Source organism: Methanoregula sp. (genome assembly GCF_023227875.1).
Lineage (GTDB): Archaea > Halobacteriota > Methanomicrobia > Methanomicrobiales > Methanospirillaceae > Methanoregula.
This window is the reverse complement of sequence record NZ_JALOCH010000001.1, coordinates 93,297-112,832: the sequence shown is the minus strand read 5'-3', so window position 1 is coordinate 112,832 and position 19,536 is coordinate 93,297. Positions and strand designations below refer to the sequence as shown.

General features: G+C 55.4%; 25 protein-coding genes. 14 read left to right on the top strand and 11 right to left on the bottom strand.

What is annotated here, in order from left to right; all coding sequences use genetic code 11:
* Positions 1-30: 30 nt before the first annotated feature.
* From M0R30_RS00660 to M0R30_RS00650, 3 genes are all read left to right on the top strand, one after another.
* The gene (locus M0R30_RS00660; RefSeq protein WP_292542145.1) at positions 31-453 is read left to right on the top strand and encodes a phosphate-starvation-inducible PsiE family protein; all 423 of its coding nucleotides are present in this window, start codon (positions 31-33) and stop codon (positions 451-453) included.
* Between the two features lie 82 nt (positions 454-535).
* A complete protein-coding gene (locus tag M0R30_RS00655; protein ID WP_292542144.1) occupies positions 536-1,450 on the top strand; it encodes an ABC transporter ATP-binding protein in 915 nt (304 codons plus the stop codon).
* A gap of 2 nt (positions 1,451-1,452) precedes the next feature.
* A complete protein-coding gene (locus M0R30_RS00650) occupies positions 1,453-2,238 on the top strand; it encodes an ABC transporter permease (RefSeq protein ID WP_292542143.1) in 786 nt (261 codons plus the stop codon).
* 8 nt (positions 2,239-2,246) lie between these two features.
* Here M0R30_RS00650 and M0R30_RS00645 read toward each other — a convergent pair whose 3' ends face one another.
* Positions 2,247-2,795, bottom strand: coding sequence for a HemK2/MTQ2 family protein methyltransferase (locus M0R30_RS00645; protein WP_292542142.1), 549 nt, complete (start codon positions 2,793-2,795; stop codon positions 2,247-2,249).
* A 284-nt stretch (positions 2,796-3,079) separates the two neighbouring features.
* Between M0R30_RS00645 and thiC the strand changes: the two genes are divergently transcribed.
* Complete coding sequence (gene thiC, locus M0R30_RS00640; RefSeq protein ID WP_292542141.1) at positions 3,080-4,306, top strand: phosphomethylpyrimidine synthase ThiC; 1,227 nt, start codon at positions 3,080-3,082, stop codon at positions 4,304-4,306.
* A gap of 17 nt (positions 4,307-4,323) precedes the next feature.
* Here the strand turns inward: thiC and rsmA are convergent, their stop codons facing one another.
* From rsmA to pfdA, 9 genes are read right to left on the bottom strand one after another with little or no spacing between them, the layout of a single operon-like run.
* A complete protein-coding gene (rsmA, locus tag M0R30_RS00635) occupies positions 4,324-5,091 on the bottom strand; it encodes a 16S rRNA (adenine(1518)-N(6)/adenine(1519)-N(6))-dimethyltransferase RsmA (RefSeq protein WP_292542140.1) in 768 nt (255 codons plus the stop codon).
* Complete coding sequence (locus M0R30_RS00630) at positions 5,088-5,651, bottom strand: DUF655 domain-containing protein (protein WP_292542139.1); 564 nt, start codon at positions 5,649-5,651, stop codon at positions 5,088-5,090. Before M0R30_RS00630 ends, rsmA begins: the two co-directional genes overlap by 4 nt.
* A 10-nt stretch (positions 5,652-5,661) precedes the next feature.
* Complete coding sequence (locus M0R30_RS00625; protein ID WP_292542768.1) at positions 5,662-6,012, bottom strand: RNA polymerase Rpb4 family protein; 351 nt, start codon at positions 6,010-6,012, stop codon at positions 5,662-5,664.
* Between the two features lie 21 nt (positions 6,013-6,033).
* On the bottom strand, positions 6,034-6,324 hold the full coding sequence (locus M0R30_RS00620; RefSeq protein WP_292542137.1) for a 50S ribosomal protein L21e: 291 nt from the start codon (positions 6,322-6,324) through the stop codon (positions 6,034-6,036).
* A gap of 1 nt (position 6,325) precedes the next feature.
* The gene (locus tag M0R30_RS00615) at positions 6,326-7,558 is read right to left on the bottom strand and encodes a tRNA pseudouridine(54/55) synthase Pus10 (RefSeq protein WP_292542135.1); all 1,233 of its coding nucleotides are present in this window, start codon (positions 7,556-7,558) and stop codon (positions 6,326-6,328) included.
* Complete coding sequence (gene trmY / locus M0R30_RS00610; protein WP_292542133.1) at positions 7,549-8,127, bottom strand: tRNA (pseudouridine(54)-N(1))-methyltransferase TrmY; 579 nt, start codon at positions 8,125-8,127, stop codon at positions 7,549-7,551. The genes M0R30_RS00615 and trmY overlap by 10 nt, the downstream gene beginning before the upstream one ends.
* 12 nt (positions 8,128-8,139) lie before the next feature.
* Positions 8,140-9,465, bottom strand: coding sequence for a signal recognition particle protein Srp54 (locus M0R30_RS00605; protein WP_292542132.1), 1,326 nt, complete (start codon positions 9,463-9,465; stop codon positions 8,140-8,142).
* Positions 9,465-10,532, bottom strand: a complete 1,068-nt coding sequence (gene ftsY / locus M0R30_RS00600) for a signal recognition particle-docking protein FtsY (protein WP_292542131.1) — start codon at positions 10,530-10,532, stop codon at positions 9,465-9,467. The genes M0R30_RS00605 and ftsY overlap by 1 nt, the downstream gene beginning before the upstream one ends.
* Before the next feature lie 17 nt (positions 10,533-10,549).
* Entirely contained in the window at positions 10,550-11,002 is a 453-nt protein-coding gene (pfdA, locus tag M0R30_RS00595; protein WP_366513070.1) for a prefoldin subunit alpha, read from the bottom strand.
* Positions 11,003-11,102: 100 nt separating this feature from the next.
* Here pfdA and M0R30_RS00590 point away from each other — a divergent pair, with 100 nt between their 5' ends.
* The 6 genes from M0R30_RS00590 (at position 11,103) to M0R30_RS00565 (ending at position 16,086) form a co-directional block, all read left to right on the top strand.
* Positions 11,103-11,282, top strand: a complete 180-nt coding sequence (locus M0R30_RS00590) for a hypothetical protein (RefSeq protein ID WP_292542130.1) — start codon at positions 11,103-11,105, stop codon at positions 11,280-11,282.
* A 1-nt stretch (position 11,283) separates the two neighbouring features.
* Positions 11,284-12,726: a saccharopine dehydrogenase C-terminal domain-containing protein gene (locus M0R30_RS00585; RefSeq protein WP_292542128.1), complete on the top strand. Its 1,443-nt coding sequence runs from the start codon at positions 11,284-11,286 to the stop codon at positions 12,724-12,726.
* Between the two features lie 12 nt (positions 12,727-12,738).
* Positions 12,739-13,962, top strand: coding sequence for a type III PLP-dependent enzyme (locus M0R30_RS00580; protein ID WP_292542126.1), 1,224 nt, complete (start codon positions 12,739-12,741; stop codon positions 13,960-13,962).
* A 50-nt stretch (positions 13,963-14,012) separates the two neighbouring features.
* Positions 14,013-14,666 carry a type 1 glutamine amidotransferase family protein gene (locus M0R30_RS00575; RefSeq protein ID WP_292542124.1) on the top strand — a complete coding sequence of 218 codons (654 nt, stop codon included), beginning with the start codon at positions 14,013-14,015 and terminating at the stop codon, positions 14,664-14,666.
* A gap of 146 nt (positions 14,667-14,812) precedes the next feature.
* Positions 14,813-15,166, top strand: a complete 354-nt coding sequence (locus M0R30_RS00570; protein WP_292542123.1) for a hypothetical protein — start codon at positions 14,813-14,815, stop codon at positions 15,164-15,166.
* Between the two features lie 140 nt (positions 15,167-15,306).
* Positions 15,307-16,086, top strand: coding sequence for a winged helix-turn-helix domain-containing protein (locus M0R30_RS00565; RefSeq protein ID WP_292542121.1), 780 nt, complete (start codon positions 15,307-15,309; stop codon positions 16,084-16,086).
* Here M0R30_RS00565 and M0R30_RS00560 read toward each other — a convergent pair.
* Entirely contained in the window at positions 16,083-16,934 is an 852-nt protein-coding gene (locus tag M0R30_RS00560) for a UbiA family prenyltransferase (RefSeq protein ID WP_292542120.1), read from the bottom strand. The genes M0R30_RS00565 and M0R30_RS00560 overlap by 4 nt on opposite strands.
* A gap of 214 nt (positions 16,935-17,148) precedes the next feature.
* Between M0R30_RS00560 and M0R30_RS00555 the strand changes: the two genes are divergently transcribed.
* The 4 genes from M0R30_RS00555 (at position 17,149) to M0R30_RS00540 (ending at position 19,266) form a co-directional block, all read left to right on the top strand.
* A complete protein-coding gene (locus tag M0R30_RS00555; protein WP_292542119.1) occupies positions 17,149-17,397 on the top strand; it encodes a U32 family peptidase C-terminal domain-containing protein in 249 nt (82 codons plus the stop codon).
* Positions 17,398-17,609: 212 nt separating this feature from the next.
* A complete protein-coding gene (locus M0R30_RS00550) occupies positions 17,610-18,506 on the top strand; it encodes a hypothetical protein (protein ID WP_292542117.1) in 897 nt (298 codons plus the stop codon).
* Positions 18,503-18,922: a hypothetical protein gene (locus M0R30_RS00545; RefSeq protein ID WP_292542116.1), complete on the top strand. Its 420-nt coding sequence runs from the start codon at positions 18,503-18,505 to the stop codon at positions 18,920-18,922. The genes M0R30_RS00550 and M0R30_RS00545 overlap by 4 nt, the downstream gene beginning before the upstream one ends.
* A complete protein-coding gene (locus tag M0R30_RS00540) occupies positions 18,919-19,266 on the top strand; it encodes a hypothetical protein (RefSeq protein WP_292542114.1) in 348 nt (115 codons plus the stop codon). The genes M0R30_RS00545 and M0R30_RS00540 overlap by 4 nt, the downstream gene beginning before the upstream one ends.
* Positions 19,267-19,536: the final 270 nt, after the last annotated feature.

Genomic DNA, 19,536 nt, shown 5'->3' with positions numbered 1-19,536 from the left:
CACTACGTTTAACAAAAGACGAGGTCTGCTATGGAGAAAAACAAATCAATTATGGATTTCCTCATCGCCTTCTTTTCCCTGGTGCCCCTGATTCTCTACACACTCGTGGCAATCCTGCTCACGGTCATTGCCGTCTTTTCGCTCTGGGATGCCGTCCAGATCATCAGCCAGATGATCATATCCCTGGACTTTACCACAAAAATCATCGATGTCATCAATGCCCTCCTCCTGACGATCACGATCATCGTGTTATTCGAGACCGTGACGGTGTATTTCAAGACAAAGCATGTGGAGGTCCGGGCGCTGCTCATCGCAGGGTTCACCGGGATGGTCCGGCACGTGCTGGTCTATAACGTCAGCACGGTCGATCCCATAGTGCTGTTCGGCACGGTCCTGCTCCTCGCGGTCCTCATCGCCGGTATCATCCTTGTCAAGCCGGAACCGCTCGGATAATCTTTTTTGCCTGCACCCTGCTGCTCCAAACGTGAGGATTTTCTAGTATATCCACAGAAGTTCTGATCGGAAAGGTGAGACCATGCCTGACATCATCGAAGCACAGGACTTGAAAAAGGACTATGGCAGTACTGTTGCAGTCGATGGCATACAGTTCACGGTCAGGAAGGGTGAGATCTTCGGGTTCCTCGGGCCCAATGGGGCCGGCAAGACGACAACGATGAAGATGATCACCTGTGTCTCCCCCCGCACGTCCGGCACCCTCCGCGTCCTTGGCATGGACCCGGACCGAAGCCCTGCAGAGATCAAGCAGCGCCTCGGTGTTGTCCCGCAGGAGACCAACCTTGACCCGGACTTCACCTGCTTTGGCAACCTCTACTATTATTCACGGTATTTTGACATCCCCAAAGACCTGGCAGAGAAGAGAGCCGATGAGCTGCTGGAGTTCGTCCAGCTCCGGGAGAAGCGGGACGTGGCCGTGGAGAAGTTGTCCGGGGGGATGAAGCGTCGCCTGATCCTTGCCCGGGCACTTGTCAACACCCCCGACCTGCTCATCCTAGACGAACCAACGATCGGTCTTGACCCGCAGGCCCGTCACCTGATCTGGGAGAAACTCCGGAACCTGCAGGCGCAGGGCAATACCATTGTCATGAGCACGCATTATCTCGATGAAGCGGAACGCCTCTGCGACCGGCTCGTGATCATGGACAACGGGAAGATCCTGGTTGAAGGTACACCGGCGGAACTGGTCCGGCAACACGCCGGTCACGAGATCGTGGAGGTGGAGACGAGCGATGATGTGATCGCATGCCTCACGGAACTGAAGGTCACGTTCGAACAGACCGGCGATATGATCCAGATCACTGCAACCACAGATTCAGCCCGCGAGATCGCCTGCAATGTCCTTGACCGGTGCAAACCGAAGAGAATGATCACGCGCCCGGCAACGCTTGAGGACGTGTTCCTGAAACTGACCGGGAGGACCCTCCGGGAGTGACTATGCCGCACATATTCTCCATCCCAAGAATCACCCGACGGGCGTGGAAGGTCTGGTACCGAAACATGGTGGTCTTTGTCAGGACCTGGCAGGTGAACTTCTTCCCCCCCCTTATCGAAGCCCTCCTCTATCTCTTTGCCATCGGGATTGGCATCGGGACGTACGTGAAGGAGATCGACGGTATCCCGTACGTGAACTTCATTGCCCCGGCAATCCTCGCGATCGCGGTCATGAACTCCGCGTTCTTCGAGTGCACGTACGGGTCATATGTCAGGATGTATTACCAGAAGAGTTTCGATGCGATGATCGCAACGCCGCTCTCGATCGAAGACGTGATCGCGGGCGAGCTGCTCTGGGGGGCCACCCGGAGCGTTATCTACGTGGTCATTATGCTGCCGGTGCTTGCCGCGTTCGGGGTTGTCTCCCTCCCCCTTGCCCTGCTGGCGATCCCGCTCGGGTTCATCGGCGGCCTGATGTTTGCCGGCATCGCGATGTGCTTCACGTCAATCAGCCCCGGGATCGACACGCTGAACTACCCCGCGTTCCTCTTCATCACGCCCATGGCGCTCTTCTCGGGCACGTTCTTCCCGCTCACCCTGATGCCGGCATTCCTCCAGTACATTGCGCAGGCCCTGCTCCCGCTCACGCACCTCGTCGCGATCATGCGGATGCTCACGCTGGACGCGGTGTCGTGGACGATTGTTCTGAACTTTGCCTGGATTGCGATTGTCGCCACAATATTCTGCCTGCTCTCCATCAACCTGATGCGGAGACGGCTGATCGTCTGAATACGGGATTACCGGTGAATCCGGAGGACATACAACACCTCGTCCTCCACCTTTTCCTGCCGGACAACCTCCACAAAAAAACCTGCGGAGGTAAACAGGTCTTTCACGGTGTCAAGCCCCGTCAGCGATGACACCAGCAGGAGTATTCTCCCGCCCGGGGCGAGCACCCTTGCGACATCCATGGCAAACTGTTCGATGGTTGCCCGCCCGGTCTTTCCCCCATCCAGGGCATACTCAAGCCAGTCATCGATCCGCTCGTGAGGCGCGGTGGGGAGGTACGGGGGATTGAAGAGGATGAGATTGAACGGCCCCCGTACCCCATTGAAGAGATTACAGCGCACTATATCCACTCCTACCCTGCGGGCACACATCGCTGCGTGGGGGTTGATATCCGTTGACACAACACGGGTCACCTTCGCAAGCTCCCGTGCAATAAAACCGGAGCCTGTGCCCACTTCCAGCACCCGGTCACCGGGCTTCACTTCCGCCATGGCTGCATCAAGGAGGAGGAACGTATCGGCATCCGGCGGGTATACCTGGCTGGGGTTGTAGTGCATAACGTTGTGGGTATGGTTGGGCGGAAAGGGGCTAAAAGGGATTGGTGGGGAGTGCCGGCATCAGCGATATGCCGGGTAATCGGCAGCCGATGCTGCCCCGGTTTTCCCTGTAGAGTAAATCCTGAGGATATGGTTGATTATAAACCCACCGGTAGTTTATTAGTGATCCGGATACCCTTTTTTCCCTTCGCTGTCAGACCCTGATATCCCAACCGGACTCAAAATGGAGGTATCCATATGCCGGGAACACCAAGGTTACCGGCACGGGGAGCGTTGCTGCATCCATGAAGACACAGGCCGATTATGCACAGGAAGGAATCATCACACGCCAGATGAAGGCAGTTGCCAAAGAGGAGGGTATCGATCCCGCCAGTCTCAGCAAGCAGGTCGCGGAAGGCAGTGCGGTGATCATGCAGCGGGGAACACGGGCAACCGGCATTGGCAGGGGGCTCCGTACCAAGATCAATGTCAATCTCGGCACATCAACCGGGAAAGCGGATGTCAGGGAGGAGATACGGAAAGCCCGGATTGCCGAGGAGTTCGGAGCCGATACGATCAGCGACCTTTCGATGGGGGGTGATATCAATGCGATCCGTAAGGAAATTTTTGCACACACGACGCTCCCGATCACGACCGTCCCGGTATACCAGACTGTCGTAGAGAACGGGCTTGAGGAGATGAACCCGGAGGATATCCTCACCACCCTCCGGATGCAGGCACACGAGGGGATCAGTTCTGTTGTCATCCACTGCGTGAACCGTGCAATGCTCGACGGGTTCCGGAAAAAGAAACGGGTACTCGGTATGGTCTCCAAGGGAGGCTCAATCACCAGTGCGTTCATGCTCATACACGGGTGCGAAAACCCGTTTGTGGAACAGTTTGAGGAGGTACTCTCAATCTGCCGGGAGCATGATATTGTCCTCTCGCTTGGCAACACGGCCCGGAGCGGGTGCATCCATGACCGGATGGATGCAATGCAGAAGGAAGAGATTCGGCAGAACGTGCAGCTCGCCCGTCGGGCGCTGGCAGCCGGGGTCCAGGTGATCATCGAGGGGGCGGGAGGTCACATCAGGAACGACCGGATCGCGCCCTCGATCCGTTATTACAAGAAGCAGTCACCGTTCCCGCTCTTCGTGGCCGGACCGCTGCCTACGGATATTGCTGCCGGATACGATCACATTGCCGGCGCAGTCGGGGGGAGCACGGCAAGTGCTGCCGGTGCAGATTATCTCTGTTACATCACGCCGGCAGAACACCTGGGTCTCCCGGGCCCGGATGCAGTAAAAGAGGGACTGATAGCATTCCGGATCGCAGCACATATCGGGGATACGGTCAAGTACGGACGGGATGCACAGGACAGGGAAGTGGCGGTACTCCGGGCAGCACTCGACCGCAACGGGCAGATCCGGTGTGCCATTGACCCTGACAGGGCACGGGAACTGACGGACGGGGAAACCGAATGCACAATGTGCGGGAAGTTCTGCGCAATAAAAATCATGCGGGAATATTAAGAAGCACCGTAACCGGTTCACTCAATATTTGCAATCGTAGCGAAATCCTCGAGGTATAATGCCTCGGGACGGCTCTGCAGGATCTCTTCCGGGAGTGTCGCGATCACGCGTTTCACCCACTCCTCGCCAAGCATGCTGCCCACGGATCCCCGCAGGCAATTGCGCACGGTCTTGCGCCGGTGCGAGAAGAGCGCCCGGACCACATCGGCATACAGGCGACGGTCCTGGATGTAAAAGATCGGGTCCCGGGGGAAGATCTTCACGACCATGGAATGGACCTGCGGTTTGGGCGAGAAGCACTGCGGCGGGAGCCGGAAGCACTGCTGTACCGCCGCATACGTCTGCACCATGATCGAGAGCCGCCCGCAGTCCTTGGTACCGGCCTTTGCCACCATCCGCTCGGCAAACTCGGCCTGGTACATCAGCACGGCAACCCGGAATCCCTCATCCAGCAGCCGGAATGTGATCTTCGATGAGGCGGAGTAGGGAAGGTTCGAGACAGTAATCTCAAAGGGCGGGATCTCGCAGCGGGTCGCATCGCCGTGCTGGAGCGTGAGCCGGCCGCTGGCAATCTCTTCAGAAAACGTGACTTCGAGCTGCTCGCAGAGCAGCCCGTCGAGTTCGATTGCGTGCACGATGGCGCCGCGGTCGAGCAGGGCACGGGTGAGGACACCATTGCCCGGCCCGATCTCAAGCACCTTCTTTCCCTGCACATCCTCAAGGTCTGCTATGCGGTTCACCGCATGGGGGTCGATGAGGAAGTGCTGGTCGTGGTGCGCTTTCATTTCGTGGTAAAGACGTGGTACTTGGTGTCTTTATCCTCGAGCTCCTCAAGGATCCGCGCCTGGATCATCTTCTCCGGGTGGGGGATCGCCTTGATCCGTGCGGAGATGTCAGCGAAACTCTCGAACGGTTTCCTGTTCCGGGACTCTAATATCTCCCACATCAGCTTCTTGCCGATGCCCGGGAGGAGGTGGAGCATATGGAGCTTGGGCGTGATCGAAATCGACTTGTTGAAGAACTGGACGAAATCCGCCTCACGCTCCCTGACAACCTTCTCGATGATGAACGGGAGTTCCCCTTTTGCGGTCGGGGTCAGTTCTTCATAACCGATACGGCGCTTGACCCGTTCCACTTTGTCGCGTTCGGCATCGCCGATATAGACCTTGTCATAGAGGTTAATCACAGCCGTTGGTTTTGGCACAAGCTCGAGGAGCTTGAACTGCTCAAGGCCCATCGCCTGGACGATCGGCTCTCTCTTAAAAGTGGGGCGCGGATCGTCCGAGTGCCCTTTCATAAGCACGTCCAGTACGATCGCGTTGACCTCTTTTTTCTCCGCCTTCATGTGCAACACCTCAGAAGTGTGTTGTTACCAGCTCGATAATGGAATCAATCTCTTCAGGAGATAACGTAAACCGCTCTTTTGCAAAGATCGCCCGGACTTCGTCCCGGGACTTTGGCATGATATTGGCAATACGGTACGCAATCTCAGGCTTCATCTTTTCCATTTTGGTGAGCTCAGTCACAAGATCGCGGGACTTTTCGGGGTCAGTTTTTGCAAGCTGATTGGCATGCTCGATACTGCGCCTGAACTCGTAGGACATCTCCTTCTCGGCAGCAAGCCTCTCGGACTCTACCCGTAAGAGGACGCTGCGCATCTCGGGGAGCGTGACCTTCTCTTCGCTAATTATACCCTTTACTTTGATGCCAATCACCTGACAGTGAATTTACTTTTGTGCTTTTAGATGTTGTGGTCTTGCGATGACGACCTTATCGGCGTCACCATCGCGGATAGTGAGCATCCATGCACGGCCACGCTGGCCGAGGACAGTGCCGGTCTTCCCGTGGAAGCGACGGTGGGGCATCCCCTTCTGGATACTCGGGTTGACAACAACGTGGACCCGGTCCCCGATCTCAAATCTCTGGATGACTGAGGTTACCGGCGGCAGGCCGCGCTTTCTCAAATCTTTCTTGAACTTATATCGTGTCTTCTTTCGTGGACCATTGTGATGTGCCAATTTATTCTCCCTCCTTTGCTCCTTCCACCTGCGTGACGTCGAGGCTGGTGACGTGAGCCGTTCGTTTCAGGATCTCGGTAAGACTTGGACGGGTTCGCCCCGAGTCCCCGGATACGAGTTCCTTGATGTAGAGGCCGGCTTCGCCCAGGACTTCAACAACAAATTTGCCGTCCTGTTGCCCTGCATACTCGATATCGAGGACTGTTCTCTCGCGGACCTTGTCGGCCCTGCGGTGAGCAACCCTTTCGGGCGTGCGCTGATGTATTGTGACGCCCGAAAGGGTTTTTACGGCTTTTGCGAACTCGTCCGCAGATAATTCGCCGTCAACCTCGACCAGGATCCTGTATTTTTTATGCGCTTTGTTTGATTTAAGGGTTTCCACCTCCGCACGGTCAGCCCAGCGCCTGATCGCAACGGAGACCCTGCCGTCCGCAGTGCTGTTGATGGTTTTTTCCAGTTCCGCAAGGTCGATGGAACGCTTCTTTGGGGACACTACTTCGAGAATGAATGGGCGACCGGTTCCCACCATGCGGGCATCGATGTCTTCGCGGCCCGCGCCATGAAGGACCGCATTCTCTGCAGAAAAAGCCTCGATTACCGGCCTCCCGATCAGTTCTTCCACGGAGTCCAGGTACTGGGCGCCGGTGAAGTTGCATATCTCGCAACCCGCCCCCCTGCAGACCCGGCAGTCCCAGTGGGTCTGCGGGATGCCCCGCTCGAACTTCTGGTAGCGGCCGTAGAAGAAGACCGAGTTTACCTGGATCTCAACCGTGCCCGTTGCGGGGTCGAGGATTGCAACAACTTCGGGCTTCTTGAAGTCCACTACCTTGCCGATCCGTGCCGATACTGCCTTCCCGACCTCCCGGTTCACTTCTGACTTGAAGGGCTCGGGCTCGGCAAGCGAGAGGTCGCTCCAGACCATCTCCTCATTCTCGGCAATGAGCGGGGGCACCCGGCAGCCGACAAGGAACGTTGAGTACTCGAGGTCCTTCGTTGCCTCGATCACCCGCTCTGCCCACAGCGGTACGTCATCGAAGAAATTACCACAGACCCAGCAGGTGCCATCGAATTTCTTATAGGGCTGGTTCTCGAAAAGGGCGATGGCGACTTTCAGCCCTTTTCCCCGTTCATCGTTCGAGAGCCCGTGCGAGCGTTTGCCAAAGAACCGCCCGAGGCAGTGGTCGCATGTTTCCCCATAGGCAAGGATCGCCTTTACCTGTTCATTCATCTCCATCCACGTGTCCTCCGGTCCAGTTCATTGTGCAATACAGTTATCGTATGATCCGCATGCAGGCACTTTGGCCCCACCGAATATCTCGGGCATTCACGGATCTGTTCATTCTCCGCGTCCGTGAAGTTCATGTGATCGGACAGGAGATATGCCCCGGGCAGGTCCTGTTCCTTCCGGATATCATTACCCGTCTCATCAAGGACGGCAAATTGCAGGTCCGAAATCAGCCGTTCAAGGCCGCCCTTTCGGATGGAGACACCGTCCGCCGCCTCGCGGAACTCGCTGCCGCAGGGGATGTCGATCACCTTCTTGATCAGGGCACCCGCACTCCGTTCGTCGGGCGAGAGCGAGCGGACGGATTCCCCCGAAAACTTCACGGTCTTCGGCCCCGATGGGGCCCCCAGCAGGACGAGGTAACAGTCCACGTCCCTTCTTAAGTCGTGCGAGAGAAAGAGCGATGCGTTCACGCACCGGCAGAGGATATCCATCCTTCCGCCGCTTCCCGGCAGGTCGTTGAGTGAGAAACTCCCGTCCGTCCGGGCAAGGTGCCCGACAATCGCAAAAGAAGTCATTGCACGAAGATCTCACTGCATCCCGGAGAACCGTTTCATCAGGCGCTGCATGTTGAACTTTCCGCCGCCGCTGCCCTTGAGGCCCTTGAGGGTCCGCTGCATCATCTTGTAGTACTTGAGCAGTTCCCGGACCTCGTCGGGGGTTGCCCCGGCCCCGTGGGCGATCCGCTGCATGCGGGAGCTGTTGATGAGCGAGGGTTCATCAAGCTCGGCCGGGTTCATCGAGTCCATGATGATCCGGTACCGGACCATCTTCGTGCTGGTGACGTCATACACGCCTTCGGGCAGCTGCATGTTCCCAAGCGGGAGCATGCCCATGATCTGTTTTAAGGGGCCCATCTTGTTCAGGGCCTCGAGCTGCTTGTACATATCGCGGAGGGTGAACTTCCCCTTCATCATCGCATTGACATCCACGTCATCCGGGGTGAGGGTCTCGTTCGCCCGCTCGACAAGCGCCTTTAAGTCCCCCATGCCGAGGAGACGGGAGATGAACCCGTCGGGGTCAAACCGTTCGAGGTCCTCGATCGTCTCGCCGCTCCCGATGAAGGCGATACCGCTCTTCGTCTCGGCAACAGCCGACATGGCACCGCCACCTTTTGCGGTGCCGTCCATCTTCGTGATGATGACCCCGTCGATCCCGATCGCTTCGTGGAACCGCCGTGCCTGCTCGCTTGCCTGCTGGCCCAGCGCCGCATCGATCACGAGCCAGCGGTGGGTCGCTTTCGTCAGCACATTGAGGTCGATGATCTCCCTGATGAGATCGGCTTCAAGCGCGTGGCGGCCCTGGGTATCCACGATGATCAGTTCCTGCTCCTTCAGAGATGCAAGACCCTCGCGGGTGAGCTTCAGGGCATCCTTCTCCTGCGCATTGCCAAAGCAGGGGACATTGATCTTCGCACAGAGCGTAGAGATCTGGTCGAAGGCACCGGGCCGGAACGTATCGGCACAGATCACCCCGACTTTCATGCCCTTCTTCTGGAAGTAGCGGGCGAGCTTCGCCGTTGTCGTGGTCTTGCCGCTTCCCTGCAGGCCGGCCATGAGGATCGTCTGGGGTTCGAGCCGGACCTCGGTCGAGGCCCAGACAAGGCGGACGAGCTCCTGGTACACGATGCGGAGCACGTGCTCGCGGACGTTCATGCCCTTGGGCGGCTCCTCCTCAAGCGAGCGGGTGCGGATCGCCTTGCTGAGCTCCATCACGAGCTTGACGTTGACATCCGATGAGATGAGCGCCCGCTGGAGGTCTTTCACCAGCTCGTCGACAGCTGCCTTGTCGACCACGGTCTTGCCGGCCAGTTTCTTGAGTGCATCCTTGAGGGATGTCGAAAGTCCGTCGAGCATCACGCACCCCCATCCAGCAATTCGTCGACGACTTTTGCGGGTTCGAATGGCAGGATATCCTCATATGCCTGCCCGACACCGAGGAACATCAGCGGTTTTCCGATCGTGTGGGCAATCGAGATTGCGGCGCCACCCCGCGAGTCCATGTCGGCCTTTGTCAGAACAACTGCATCCGCCCCTACGGTTTTGTCAAACTCAAAGGCCCGGGTCACGGCATCATTACCGGCCACGGCTTCGTCGACATATACCACGAGGTCGGGCTTCATGACCCGCTTTATCTTCTCGAGCTGGCTCATCAGGTTCGCCTTGTTATGGAACCGCCCTGCCGTATCGGCAAGGACCACATCGATCTTGTGCGAACGGGCATACTCCACTGCATCGAACAGCACGGCCGAGGGGTCGGCTCCCTCCTGGTGCTGGATGACCCGGATCCCGATGCGTTCGGCATGAACGGCGATCTGCTCGATTGCACCGGCCCGGTATGTGTCGCCGGCACCGATCACGACCGTGAACCCCTCCTTCTTGAGGTATGCACCGATCTTTGCAACGGTCGTGGTCTTTCCGGTACCGTTCACACCGGTAAAGAGGATCTTCACCGGCCGGTCGTGCTTCGTTATGTATTCCCTGAGATCAAAACCGTTGCCCAGCACGTCCAGCAGGGCCGTCTTCAGGGCATGTACTACGAGGTCGTCGACGGATTCCCCGATCTTCCGGTGTCTGCCGACAAGGTTCTTCTCCACGCTGCCGATGATCGCATCCGTGGCAGGAAGGGCGACATCGCTCTCGAGAAGTGTCATCTCCAGTTCGGAGAGGGCATCATCAAGGTCTTTCTCGGAGACGATCAGTTCCCGCTCGATAATGAGGGTCTTGACCTTCTGGACAAATGACGGGGAAGCCGGGGCGGTCGTTGCGGTCGCCGGGCCCGGATCAGAGACCGGCTGGGTTGCGGGAGCAGCTGCTGCCGGAACGGTCTCCTCCACTGGCTCCGCCCTGGCTGCTGCTGCCTCGATGCTGCCGCCGAGCCGGTCCCGTGCCGCCTTCAGTTTCTCCCGCAGTCCCCCGAACATGGATACAATGACTCCGCTTAACCGGGATTCTGTCCGGATGCCATTGCCTGCTGGTATCCCGACTCGATCCGCTTATTGATCTCGTTCATCTGGGCCCGGAGACGGTCGAGCGCATCGGCCACCTTCTTCTGCGAGGCCTCCATCTCGATGATCCGTTCTTTTAAAAACTCGACTGCATCCTTGTTGGAACGCTCGACAACGACCTCCGAACCGATCGCAAGGAGGACTTTCTCCGGCTCCATGACTTTTGCCCGGACACTGGCCCCGCCGCCTATCTGGAGGAGCACGGTACCGTTTTCCGTTGTGAGCATCTCTTCGAGTGACTCGATTGCGGCGTGCGCCTCCAGTCTCCCATTCTCCAGCAGCTGCAACTGGTTGACAAAGATTTCAGCCTGCTGCCCGTACTCCTGCAGGTAGTTCTGGAGGGTCATCAGTTCGCGCTGGTCCATTGGTGTATTTTTATCTGCCAAAATCCGTCACCCCGTAAAAATATTTGATTCGATGAGTGTTGTGCTCCGGATATGTATGTTCTCCACCACAATAAATACATCATTGTGCGGGCGACGGGGCATGGACAAGCTCCCTCAGGCATCGCTGGCCACCCTTGATCCGGTGTCGTCTCCAGGACCATTTTTGAATAAGGGATTTTTCCCATATTCAGGGATGACATCCGTCTTCATGAAGTTATTAAAGAACGGGGACATACACATAGACAGGCTCATCGATATCAAAGAGAGCCGGGAGGGTTGAGATGGAATTCAAAAACAACGTCCTGATCATCGGGTATGGCGCCGTGTGCCGGTGCATGTTCCCGATCCTGCTCCGACATGTGAATATCCCCCTTGAGAACATCACGATCATCGATTTCAAGGACAAGTCGGCGGACCTGAAGGCATGGACTGCCGGGGGACTGCGGTTCGTCAAGAAGCGGATCACGCAGGAGAATATCGCGGAGACCCTCGCGGAATACCTCTCGCCCGGCAGCCTCCTGATCGATGAAGCATGGAATATCGACTGCTGCGAGATCGTCCAGTGGTGCCACGAGCACGAAGTCCTCTATGCCAACACCTCGGTCGAGGCGTGGGACCCGGATGCCGAGACCCAGACTGCTACCCCCTACGAGAAGACCCTGTACTTCCGGCAGATGAAACTTATCGAGCTGACGAAAGACTGGAAAGATGCCACAACCTGTGTTGTCGACCATGGTGCCAACCCCGGCCTCATCTCGCATTTTGCCAAACACGGCCTCGTGGATATCGCCAACCGGATGATTACCGACAAGATCGCAAAGGACCCCGGGCGTATCAGGACACTGATCCGCGAGCAGAATTTTGCCGAGCTGGCGATGGAAGTCGGTGTCAAGGTGATCCACTGCTCGGAACACGATACCCAGATCTCCCGCACCCCGAAAAAAGTTGGCGAGTTTGTCGGTACCTGGTGCATAGAGGGGCTCCGGGAAGAGGGTACCGCGCCTGCCGAGATCGGCTGGGGCACGCACGAGAAGACTCTCCCCCCCATGGCAATCGTCCCTCCCGTTGGCCCGAAGAACGGGATCCTCCTCCCGAAGATGGGGATCAATACCTGGGTGAGGTCCTGGATCCCCAAGCAGGAGATCATCGGCATGGTGATCCGGCACGGGGAGGCATTCGGTATCTCGGACCGGTGGACCGTCTGGAAGGACGGCGAAGCGATCTACCGCCCGACCGTCCTCTACGCCTACATGCCCTGCGATGCAACGATTGCTTCCCTCCACGAGCTCAGGGCGCGGAACTACGTGCTCCAGCCCAAGATCCGGATCATGAGCGACCGCGAGATCGTCACGGGAGCGGACATCCTTGGTGCGCTCCTGATGGGACACCCCTACAAGTCGTGGTGGACCGGCAGCATCCTTACCATTGACGAGGCAAAGAAGTTAGCACCCGGCCAGAACGCGACAACGATCCAGGTCGCGCTCGGGGTTGTCAGCGCGGTGATGTGGATGATCAAGAACCCGAAGGAGGGCTTCTGCCTTCCCGATGACCTGCCACACGAGTTCGTGCTCGACATTGCAAAACCTTACCTCGGCGAGTTCAAGTCGGGGCCCTCCGACTGGACGCCACTGAAGAACCGCGTGGTCTACTTTAAGGAGAACCCGGAGAACAATTACGACCGCGAAGACATCTGGCAATTCAAAAACTTCTTATTCGTGCAATAAATCAATCATATAATGACAAAAGTCGCGGTTGACTCAAAAAAGCGGCGGAAGAAAAAAGGGACTGGAGAGACCCCCACACCCGTCCACCATATCGGACACAGCGGGAAGAGACACCTGCTGGACCTTGCTGCAGAGCAGGGTACTCCTGTTTTTGTTATCAATCATGAAAAGATCCGTCAGAATTACCGGGAATTCCGGAAGCACCTGCCGGACGTGCAGGTCTATTTTGCGGTCAAGGCCAACTCCAATCCCGAGATCGTCAAGACCCTGTACGACATCGGCTGCAGTTTCGATGTTGCATCCATGCCCGAATTCATGATCGTGCACGAGAACTTCAAGCACCTGCCAAAAAAGGAGCAGCAGGACTTCATCTGGGACAAGATTATCTACGCCAACACCATCAAGCCGATCGAGACCCTCAAGGCGCTGGACAAGTACAAACCGCTCGTTACCTTCGACAACCACTACGAGATCCTGAAGATCCGCGACCATGCCCCCCATGCGGGGCTCGTCCTGCGTCTCCGTGTCCCGAACACCGGCTCCATGGTCGAGCTCTCCAGCAAGTTCGGCGCCCATCCCGGCGAAGCGGTGGACCTGATCATTGAGGCATTCGAGAACGGGCTTGTCGTGGAGGGCCTGAGCTTCCATGTCGGCAGCCAGTGTACCAACTTCGAGAACTACATGCAGGCACTCCAGATATCGGCGAGCATCATCAAGGAAGTTGAAGAACGGACCGGCCGGAAGATCCGGATCCTCGATATCGGAGGGGGGTTCCCGGTGAAGTACCACCCGGGGATCCGGTCCATCCGGACGCTTGCACGGAAACTGAACGCCGAGATAAAGCGGCTGTTCCCAAGCGACATGCAGATCCTGGCCGAGCCTGGCAGGTTCCTTGTGGCAAACACCTGCACGCTCGTTGCCAAGGTCGTGGGAAAGGCGATCCGCGACGGCAAGCCCTGCTATTACATCAACGACGGGGTCTACCACACCTATTCAGGGCAGGTATTCGATCATATCAATTACCCGGTACTCTCGTTCAAGAAAGGGGAGACACAGATATCTGCAGTTTTCGGGCCCACCTGCGATGCATTCGACACGATCACGCTCTCCGCAGAGTTGCCGGACCTCGATATCGGCGACCTTGTCTATTCCGAGAACATCGGGGCCTACTCCCATGCCTCATCCACGTACTTCAACGGGTTCCCGCCCGCCAAAGTTGTGCATATCAACAAGTAATTTTTTTCTGCTCTCCCGCAAGAGAAATATGAAGGAGTGCCACGATCACCATGCCAGCTCTGTACCTTTATGTCAATGATACGCTCTCCGACTGGGAGCCGGGCCATATCCTTGCCGAACTCCGGTCCGGCCGTTACCTGAAAGATCAATCGCTACGGTACGATGTCAGGCTGTGCGGCCGTACGATGGATACAATCACTACCATGGGAGGGTTGCACCTGAAGCCGGATGAACTGATAGCAAATATTCACCCGGGCACCGGCGACCTGCTCCTCCTGCCCGGTGCAGATACCTGGCTCGACCCGGCACAGGCCCCGGTAATCGCAAAGGTCAAGGAGGTACTGGCAAGCGAAGCGGTAGTTGCAGCGATCTGCGGTGCCACCCTTGGCCTTGCGAATGCCGGCCTGCTGGACGACCGTCCGCACACGAGCAATGATCCCGCAGCGCTGAAGATGTTCTGCCCGGGCTACCATGGCGAGCGGTTCTACGTGAACGAGCCTGCCGTAACTGATGGCAACCTCATCACCGCAAGCGGACTTGCACCAGTCGAATTCGCATATCATATCTTCAGAAGACTTGATGTTATGTCACCGGCAGCGCTCGATGCGTGGCACAATCTCTTTACAACACGCGAACCGGAGTTTTTTTACGCGCTCATGACATCACTGGCTCACCGGGATACCTCTCATGGCAGAAGCCAGTAAGGGAGGGATGGCCTCGCGGAAAGATGATGCCGGAGTAATTGCAAGACCCTATCGCTGAAGATGTATCCTGCAGAGGTCCACAAAAAAGATCTCATCATCACCATACAAAATAGAAAGGGAGAGAGAAAGCACCGGGGGATCTCCTGGTGAAAGTGTGCAAGGAACAGGAAGACTCATCATACCTGCGGGTCTCTTCTGTTTGTTCGTCAGGAGAATACCCCGGTAAATATACCGGGAGTGATCGATCCGGCCCGGTTAGGGGGGATGTGATGCTCATGCGCGAATCGATATCCCGTGATATGATCAGGATAGAAGTAGTATATTACTATCCGTCTGACGATTTCAAGACCATTAAAAAATTTAATCTCATTATATTCCTCTTTTTCATACGAGATCCTGATATCCGGCGGGACACACTTAAAAACGATCTCTTTTATACAATTCCCTCATCTGCTTTCGGCATCTCAACAGAAGAACTCGCGAGTAAGCGGGATCCATGATACAGGGTAAGGTAATACCTGTCATGATCTAAAAAAGCCCATTCCGTTCCCACGAATTATTCGTAAACAAACATAATAGATTCAAATTGAAGGCTTTTTTTATAAAGTAACAATCTCTATATTGTATATTCGGGTGGGTTATGAACGAACTTCTTAGTGTTATCTCTGCATCGGATAAGCGGAGAAAGCTCCTAATCCTCCTCAACAACGGGCCCAGGGAATGGGATGAGATAAAGACGCTGCTCAACGTCACATCAACAGGAATGCTCCCCCAGATAAAGATCCTTGAAGAGAATCACCTTATCGACCGGGACGGGCGGAAATCCTCGTTAACCCCCATTGGGAAAGTGCTGGCTACCCAGATGGAGCCCCTGATCAGGACTATGGAAATCTTTGATAAGAATATGAAATTCTGGTCTGAGCATAACATCGGTGTGCTGCCGCTCGATATCCTTGTCGATATCAGGAGTCTGGGCAATTACAAGATTATCGAGAATTCCGATGAGGAAATCTTTGATGTTAACACATTCCTGAAAAATATCTCCACGGCAAAGACCCTGAAGGGGTTGTCCCATACCGTTCATCCCATGTACCCGGATTTTTTCCTGAACCTTGCCAGGAAGGGTGTAGAGACTTCGCTGGTATTTACCCCGGGCGTACTCAAGATGCTGAACGATAAATATCCAGGATGGGTCAGGGAGTTCCTTGGGTACAATACCAGCATCTATGTAACAAAAAAGGATTTCAAGTTCTCGTATACGGTCACCGACTCTTATTTTTCAATCTCTTTGTTTTACAATACCGGTTTTTTTGATTCCAAAAACGATGTGGCCAGTCGCGATCCGTCAGCACTTGCATGGGGGGAGCGGATCTACCGGTTCCTTCTGGAACATTCTGAAAAAATTGAACGTCCGGATTAACCCGTGACACACGCCCTGAGTCCCAGGGATACCAGCGATTCCCAGGAGATCACGAATTCCCGCATCTTCCGATAGAAGACCGAGGGGCTGGTCTCAAAAGAAGGTGAATATATGATCAGGAATACGATGGTGATGACCAGACTGAAGAGAAGGATCACCCATTCATCCCGGATAATAGTGAAAAATATCGCATAGACCATGATCATATACATCATGGCGAGAATGAGGATGAGGACTTTCTTGGTAAGCTTTTCCCCAAGATATGCGGGGAGGGTCCTGACTCCGGCAACGATATCCCCCTTGACATCCTTGAAATCGTTCACACAGGACGTGATGAATATTTTCAGGCCGAAAAACAGGAAGATAATTCCAATAGTCAGCATGCTGGTGCACCACTGGCCTACGATAAGGGCAATGGTTCCGGCCCATGTTATCCCGACAATAATATTTTTCCCCCCCAGGCTTCCTTTGAGCTTGAGTTTAAATGATCCAATCCGGAATCCCCGGGAATAGAAATACCCGATAACAAATGGCAGGAACGGGGCCAGAAAGACCCCCTCAAGGAAGAGAAGTATTGTACCTCCGCAGAACGCTGTTACGCATGCAGCCAGTCCTATCGTCCTGTTCGCCCCGCACAGCTCGCTCTTGTTGATGGCATCTTCTTTGCAGTCAAGAGCACGATCAAGCGTATAGGTTGCGTACATTATCAGGGCAAATGCAAAATAGGGGATAAACCGGGTTGCGATACCTGCAAGCAGGAAGGCAATATGGAGCCGGAATCCTGCGGAGATTGCAACTACGGTGGATGAGTTCAGCAGCCGCAGGGTTGGCATGTAAAATTGTATCATATTAAAAAAAATTTTCACCGGGTTTTTTATTACAACCCCTTGAAAAATTATAAGACCGTTAAAATTCCCGATTCGGTGATATCGAAATGCCTCCCCGTTTTGCTCTGGTCTCCTGAGATAAATATCGAACAGGAACTGATCAGGAATGATCCCGCCAAGGGTAATCTTTATTTCCTGAACCGGATATTAGTCTCATGTTGGGAGGGAGAAGACGATGGAGACCATGATTGGGAAGGTATCCCACTATTACCCGAAAATTGGTGTCGCCGCAATCGTCCTTTCGGACCATATTGCCAAAGGCGACCGGATCCACATCCATGGGCCGCATGATGACATCCACCAGACCGTGACCTCGATGGAGTACGACCACGAGCCAATCCAGGAAGCAGACCCGGGGCAGGACATCGGCATCCGGGTGAACGAACGGGTGCACGAAGGGGACCTGGTGTGCCGGGAGAGCTGACGAAGCTGCCCGGTAAATTTCTTCTTTTCTCATTTTAGGTTTAATTCTGTCCGGATAGGATGTGTTTTCCGGGATCGATGCACAATATCAAATAAATATGAATAAATGTAAAAAAATTAAACACTTCTTATCCAAGAATATGAGGGGCATTTTACGTGAATCCTTCCCGACAGATCCCATCTTTGATGATCATTTCCGGTATCGCTATCCTTATGGTTTTCATTGTGCTTCTGGCTCTTTCACTGCCATGGGGATTTCTCCTGCCGGGATCGTTGCATCTTCCTGACGGCTCCGATATCTGCCTTTATCCCTCAGCTGGCGGCAGGACTCTCGAGAATACATGGGATACGATCCTCCAAAGGACCGGGATCAACGAGACCGAAGCAGTGTTTGAAGATCTCACGCTTCACATCACACCGGATGAGACCCTCGATTCAATGACATTAGAGTTTTATACAGAACACGAAGGGAAGGTCACCGGTTATACCGCAGATCTTACGTATTTCCCCGGCACATGTGGAAGGCTCCGTATTACCACCACACGAACACCGGCAAATGACATTGTTCTGCAGAATCGCCAGTCCCCCCGGGTGATCCTTGCGAACATGGATCAATTCAGTGCTGCCAGTCTCGGTGTCCGCAACCGGTCTGTCCGCATAATCACCGGTGTATCCCGTCATATCCGTGATATGAATTTCGGATATGAAGCAAATGCCTGTCTGGATCTCTTCCTGCTGAAAGACCGGAAGTTCATCCCGCTTGATAAGATAAGACTGAATGACACTACACAGATCGCGGATCACTGGAGCGTAATCCCTGAGTACTGTTACCAGACAAAAGAGATCGGAAGGTTCTGTGATTCAGCGGGCCTCATCATCGTCTTCCCGGACAGCCAGATCCGTTCAGCGGATATCATCTACAGACCGGAAGGGACACAGGCCGTCCCGCTTGCGGACCGGTGCCCGCACGGGAACATCACCGGCCAGTCCTGCTCACATACCTTCTGGGGATCCAGCTGCACAAACTGGTCGCTGCCCGCGAACTGGACGACCGTTTACCCGGAGGATCGCGGGGCAGGATTCATATTCGGGGCTCCTGGTGAATCATGATGTTTAAACAGGTCATAAAAACCATCGATACGCTGTTAAAATGCTGCGTGCTGGGAATCCTTGTCCTTGCCACGCTTACATTCCTGTTCGTCTTCATCCTCAACTGGGAGGACTGGTTCTTTACGATAAAACTTGACGGACTGCCGGCCGGGCTGTTCCTGCTTGCCAGGGCACTGGGAGCCGGGGCACTTGCCGGTCTCATCGTGCAGTACCCGAAACACACAACGCTCTTTGCCGGCATCAGCGTCGTGTACTTCGGGTTCATATTCCTCAACTCTGCATTCACGATACAGAAAAATACCGGGGGCCAGTCATTGTTTTCTCCGGTGCTTGCCGGATTCCTTATCGTGGCGGTTGCGTTCTTCGTTTTCCGTCTCGTTACCGCGAAGGGAAGTAGTGCAGGGATTCCGGAATGACTGGACTCGCATTATTCATCACCGGGTTCGCATCCGCTCTCGTTCTGGCAGGTGGTTTTCCTGTCGCGGCAATCCTGATCGGCTGGTACACGCGGAACCGTATTGCCGCAGTCGCAACCGGCGCATTGCTCTTCCCCCTGCTGATGGTCGTGGGTATGATCGCAACCGGGCAGGGTGTGCAGAGCGAGGAGTGGCTCCGTGATGCAGTTCTCTGGCACGCGGGTCTTGCGGTCACCGGGGGGCTTGCAGGCCTTTTCGCTTCGTACGGGAACCGGAGGGACCTCCAGATCTCGATCGTGTTTGCCATAGTATGGATATGTGTGTTCTTATCCGGGATCCGGTAAAAGGATCTTTTGTATACGGAATATTGATGAGTCACCGTGGTCCCGGTGCCACATTACCAGATTGGGTTGAGAGAAACAGGGGGAGGACTAAACCGGGCCCATACAGAGCCGGGATTGCCTGTTTTTACCGGACCTGAGGTCATATTTCGTGAAAACGAGGGTGTGTTTCGCAGGATTTTACCATTTTTACGTCGGGGAGTTGGAGGTCATATTTAGCCACATTTGGATGGAGGAAAAATAAGGGAATGCCCTGTAGGGCACAGGGTCCGG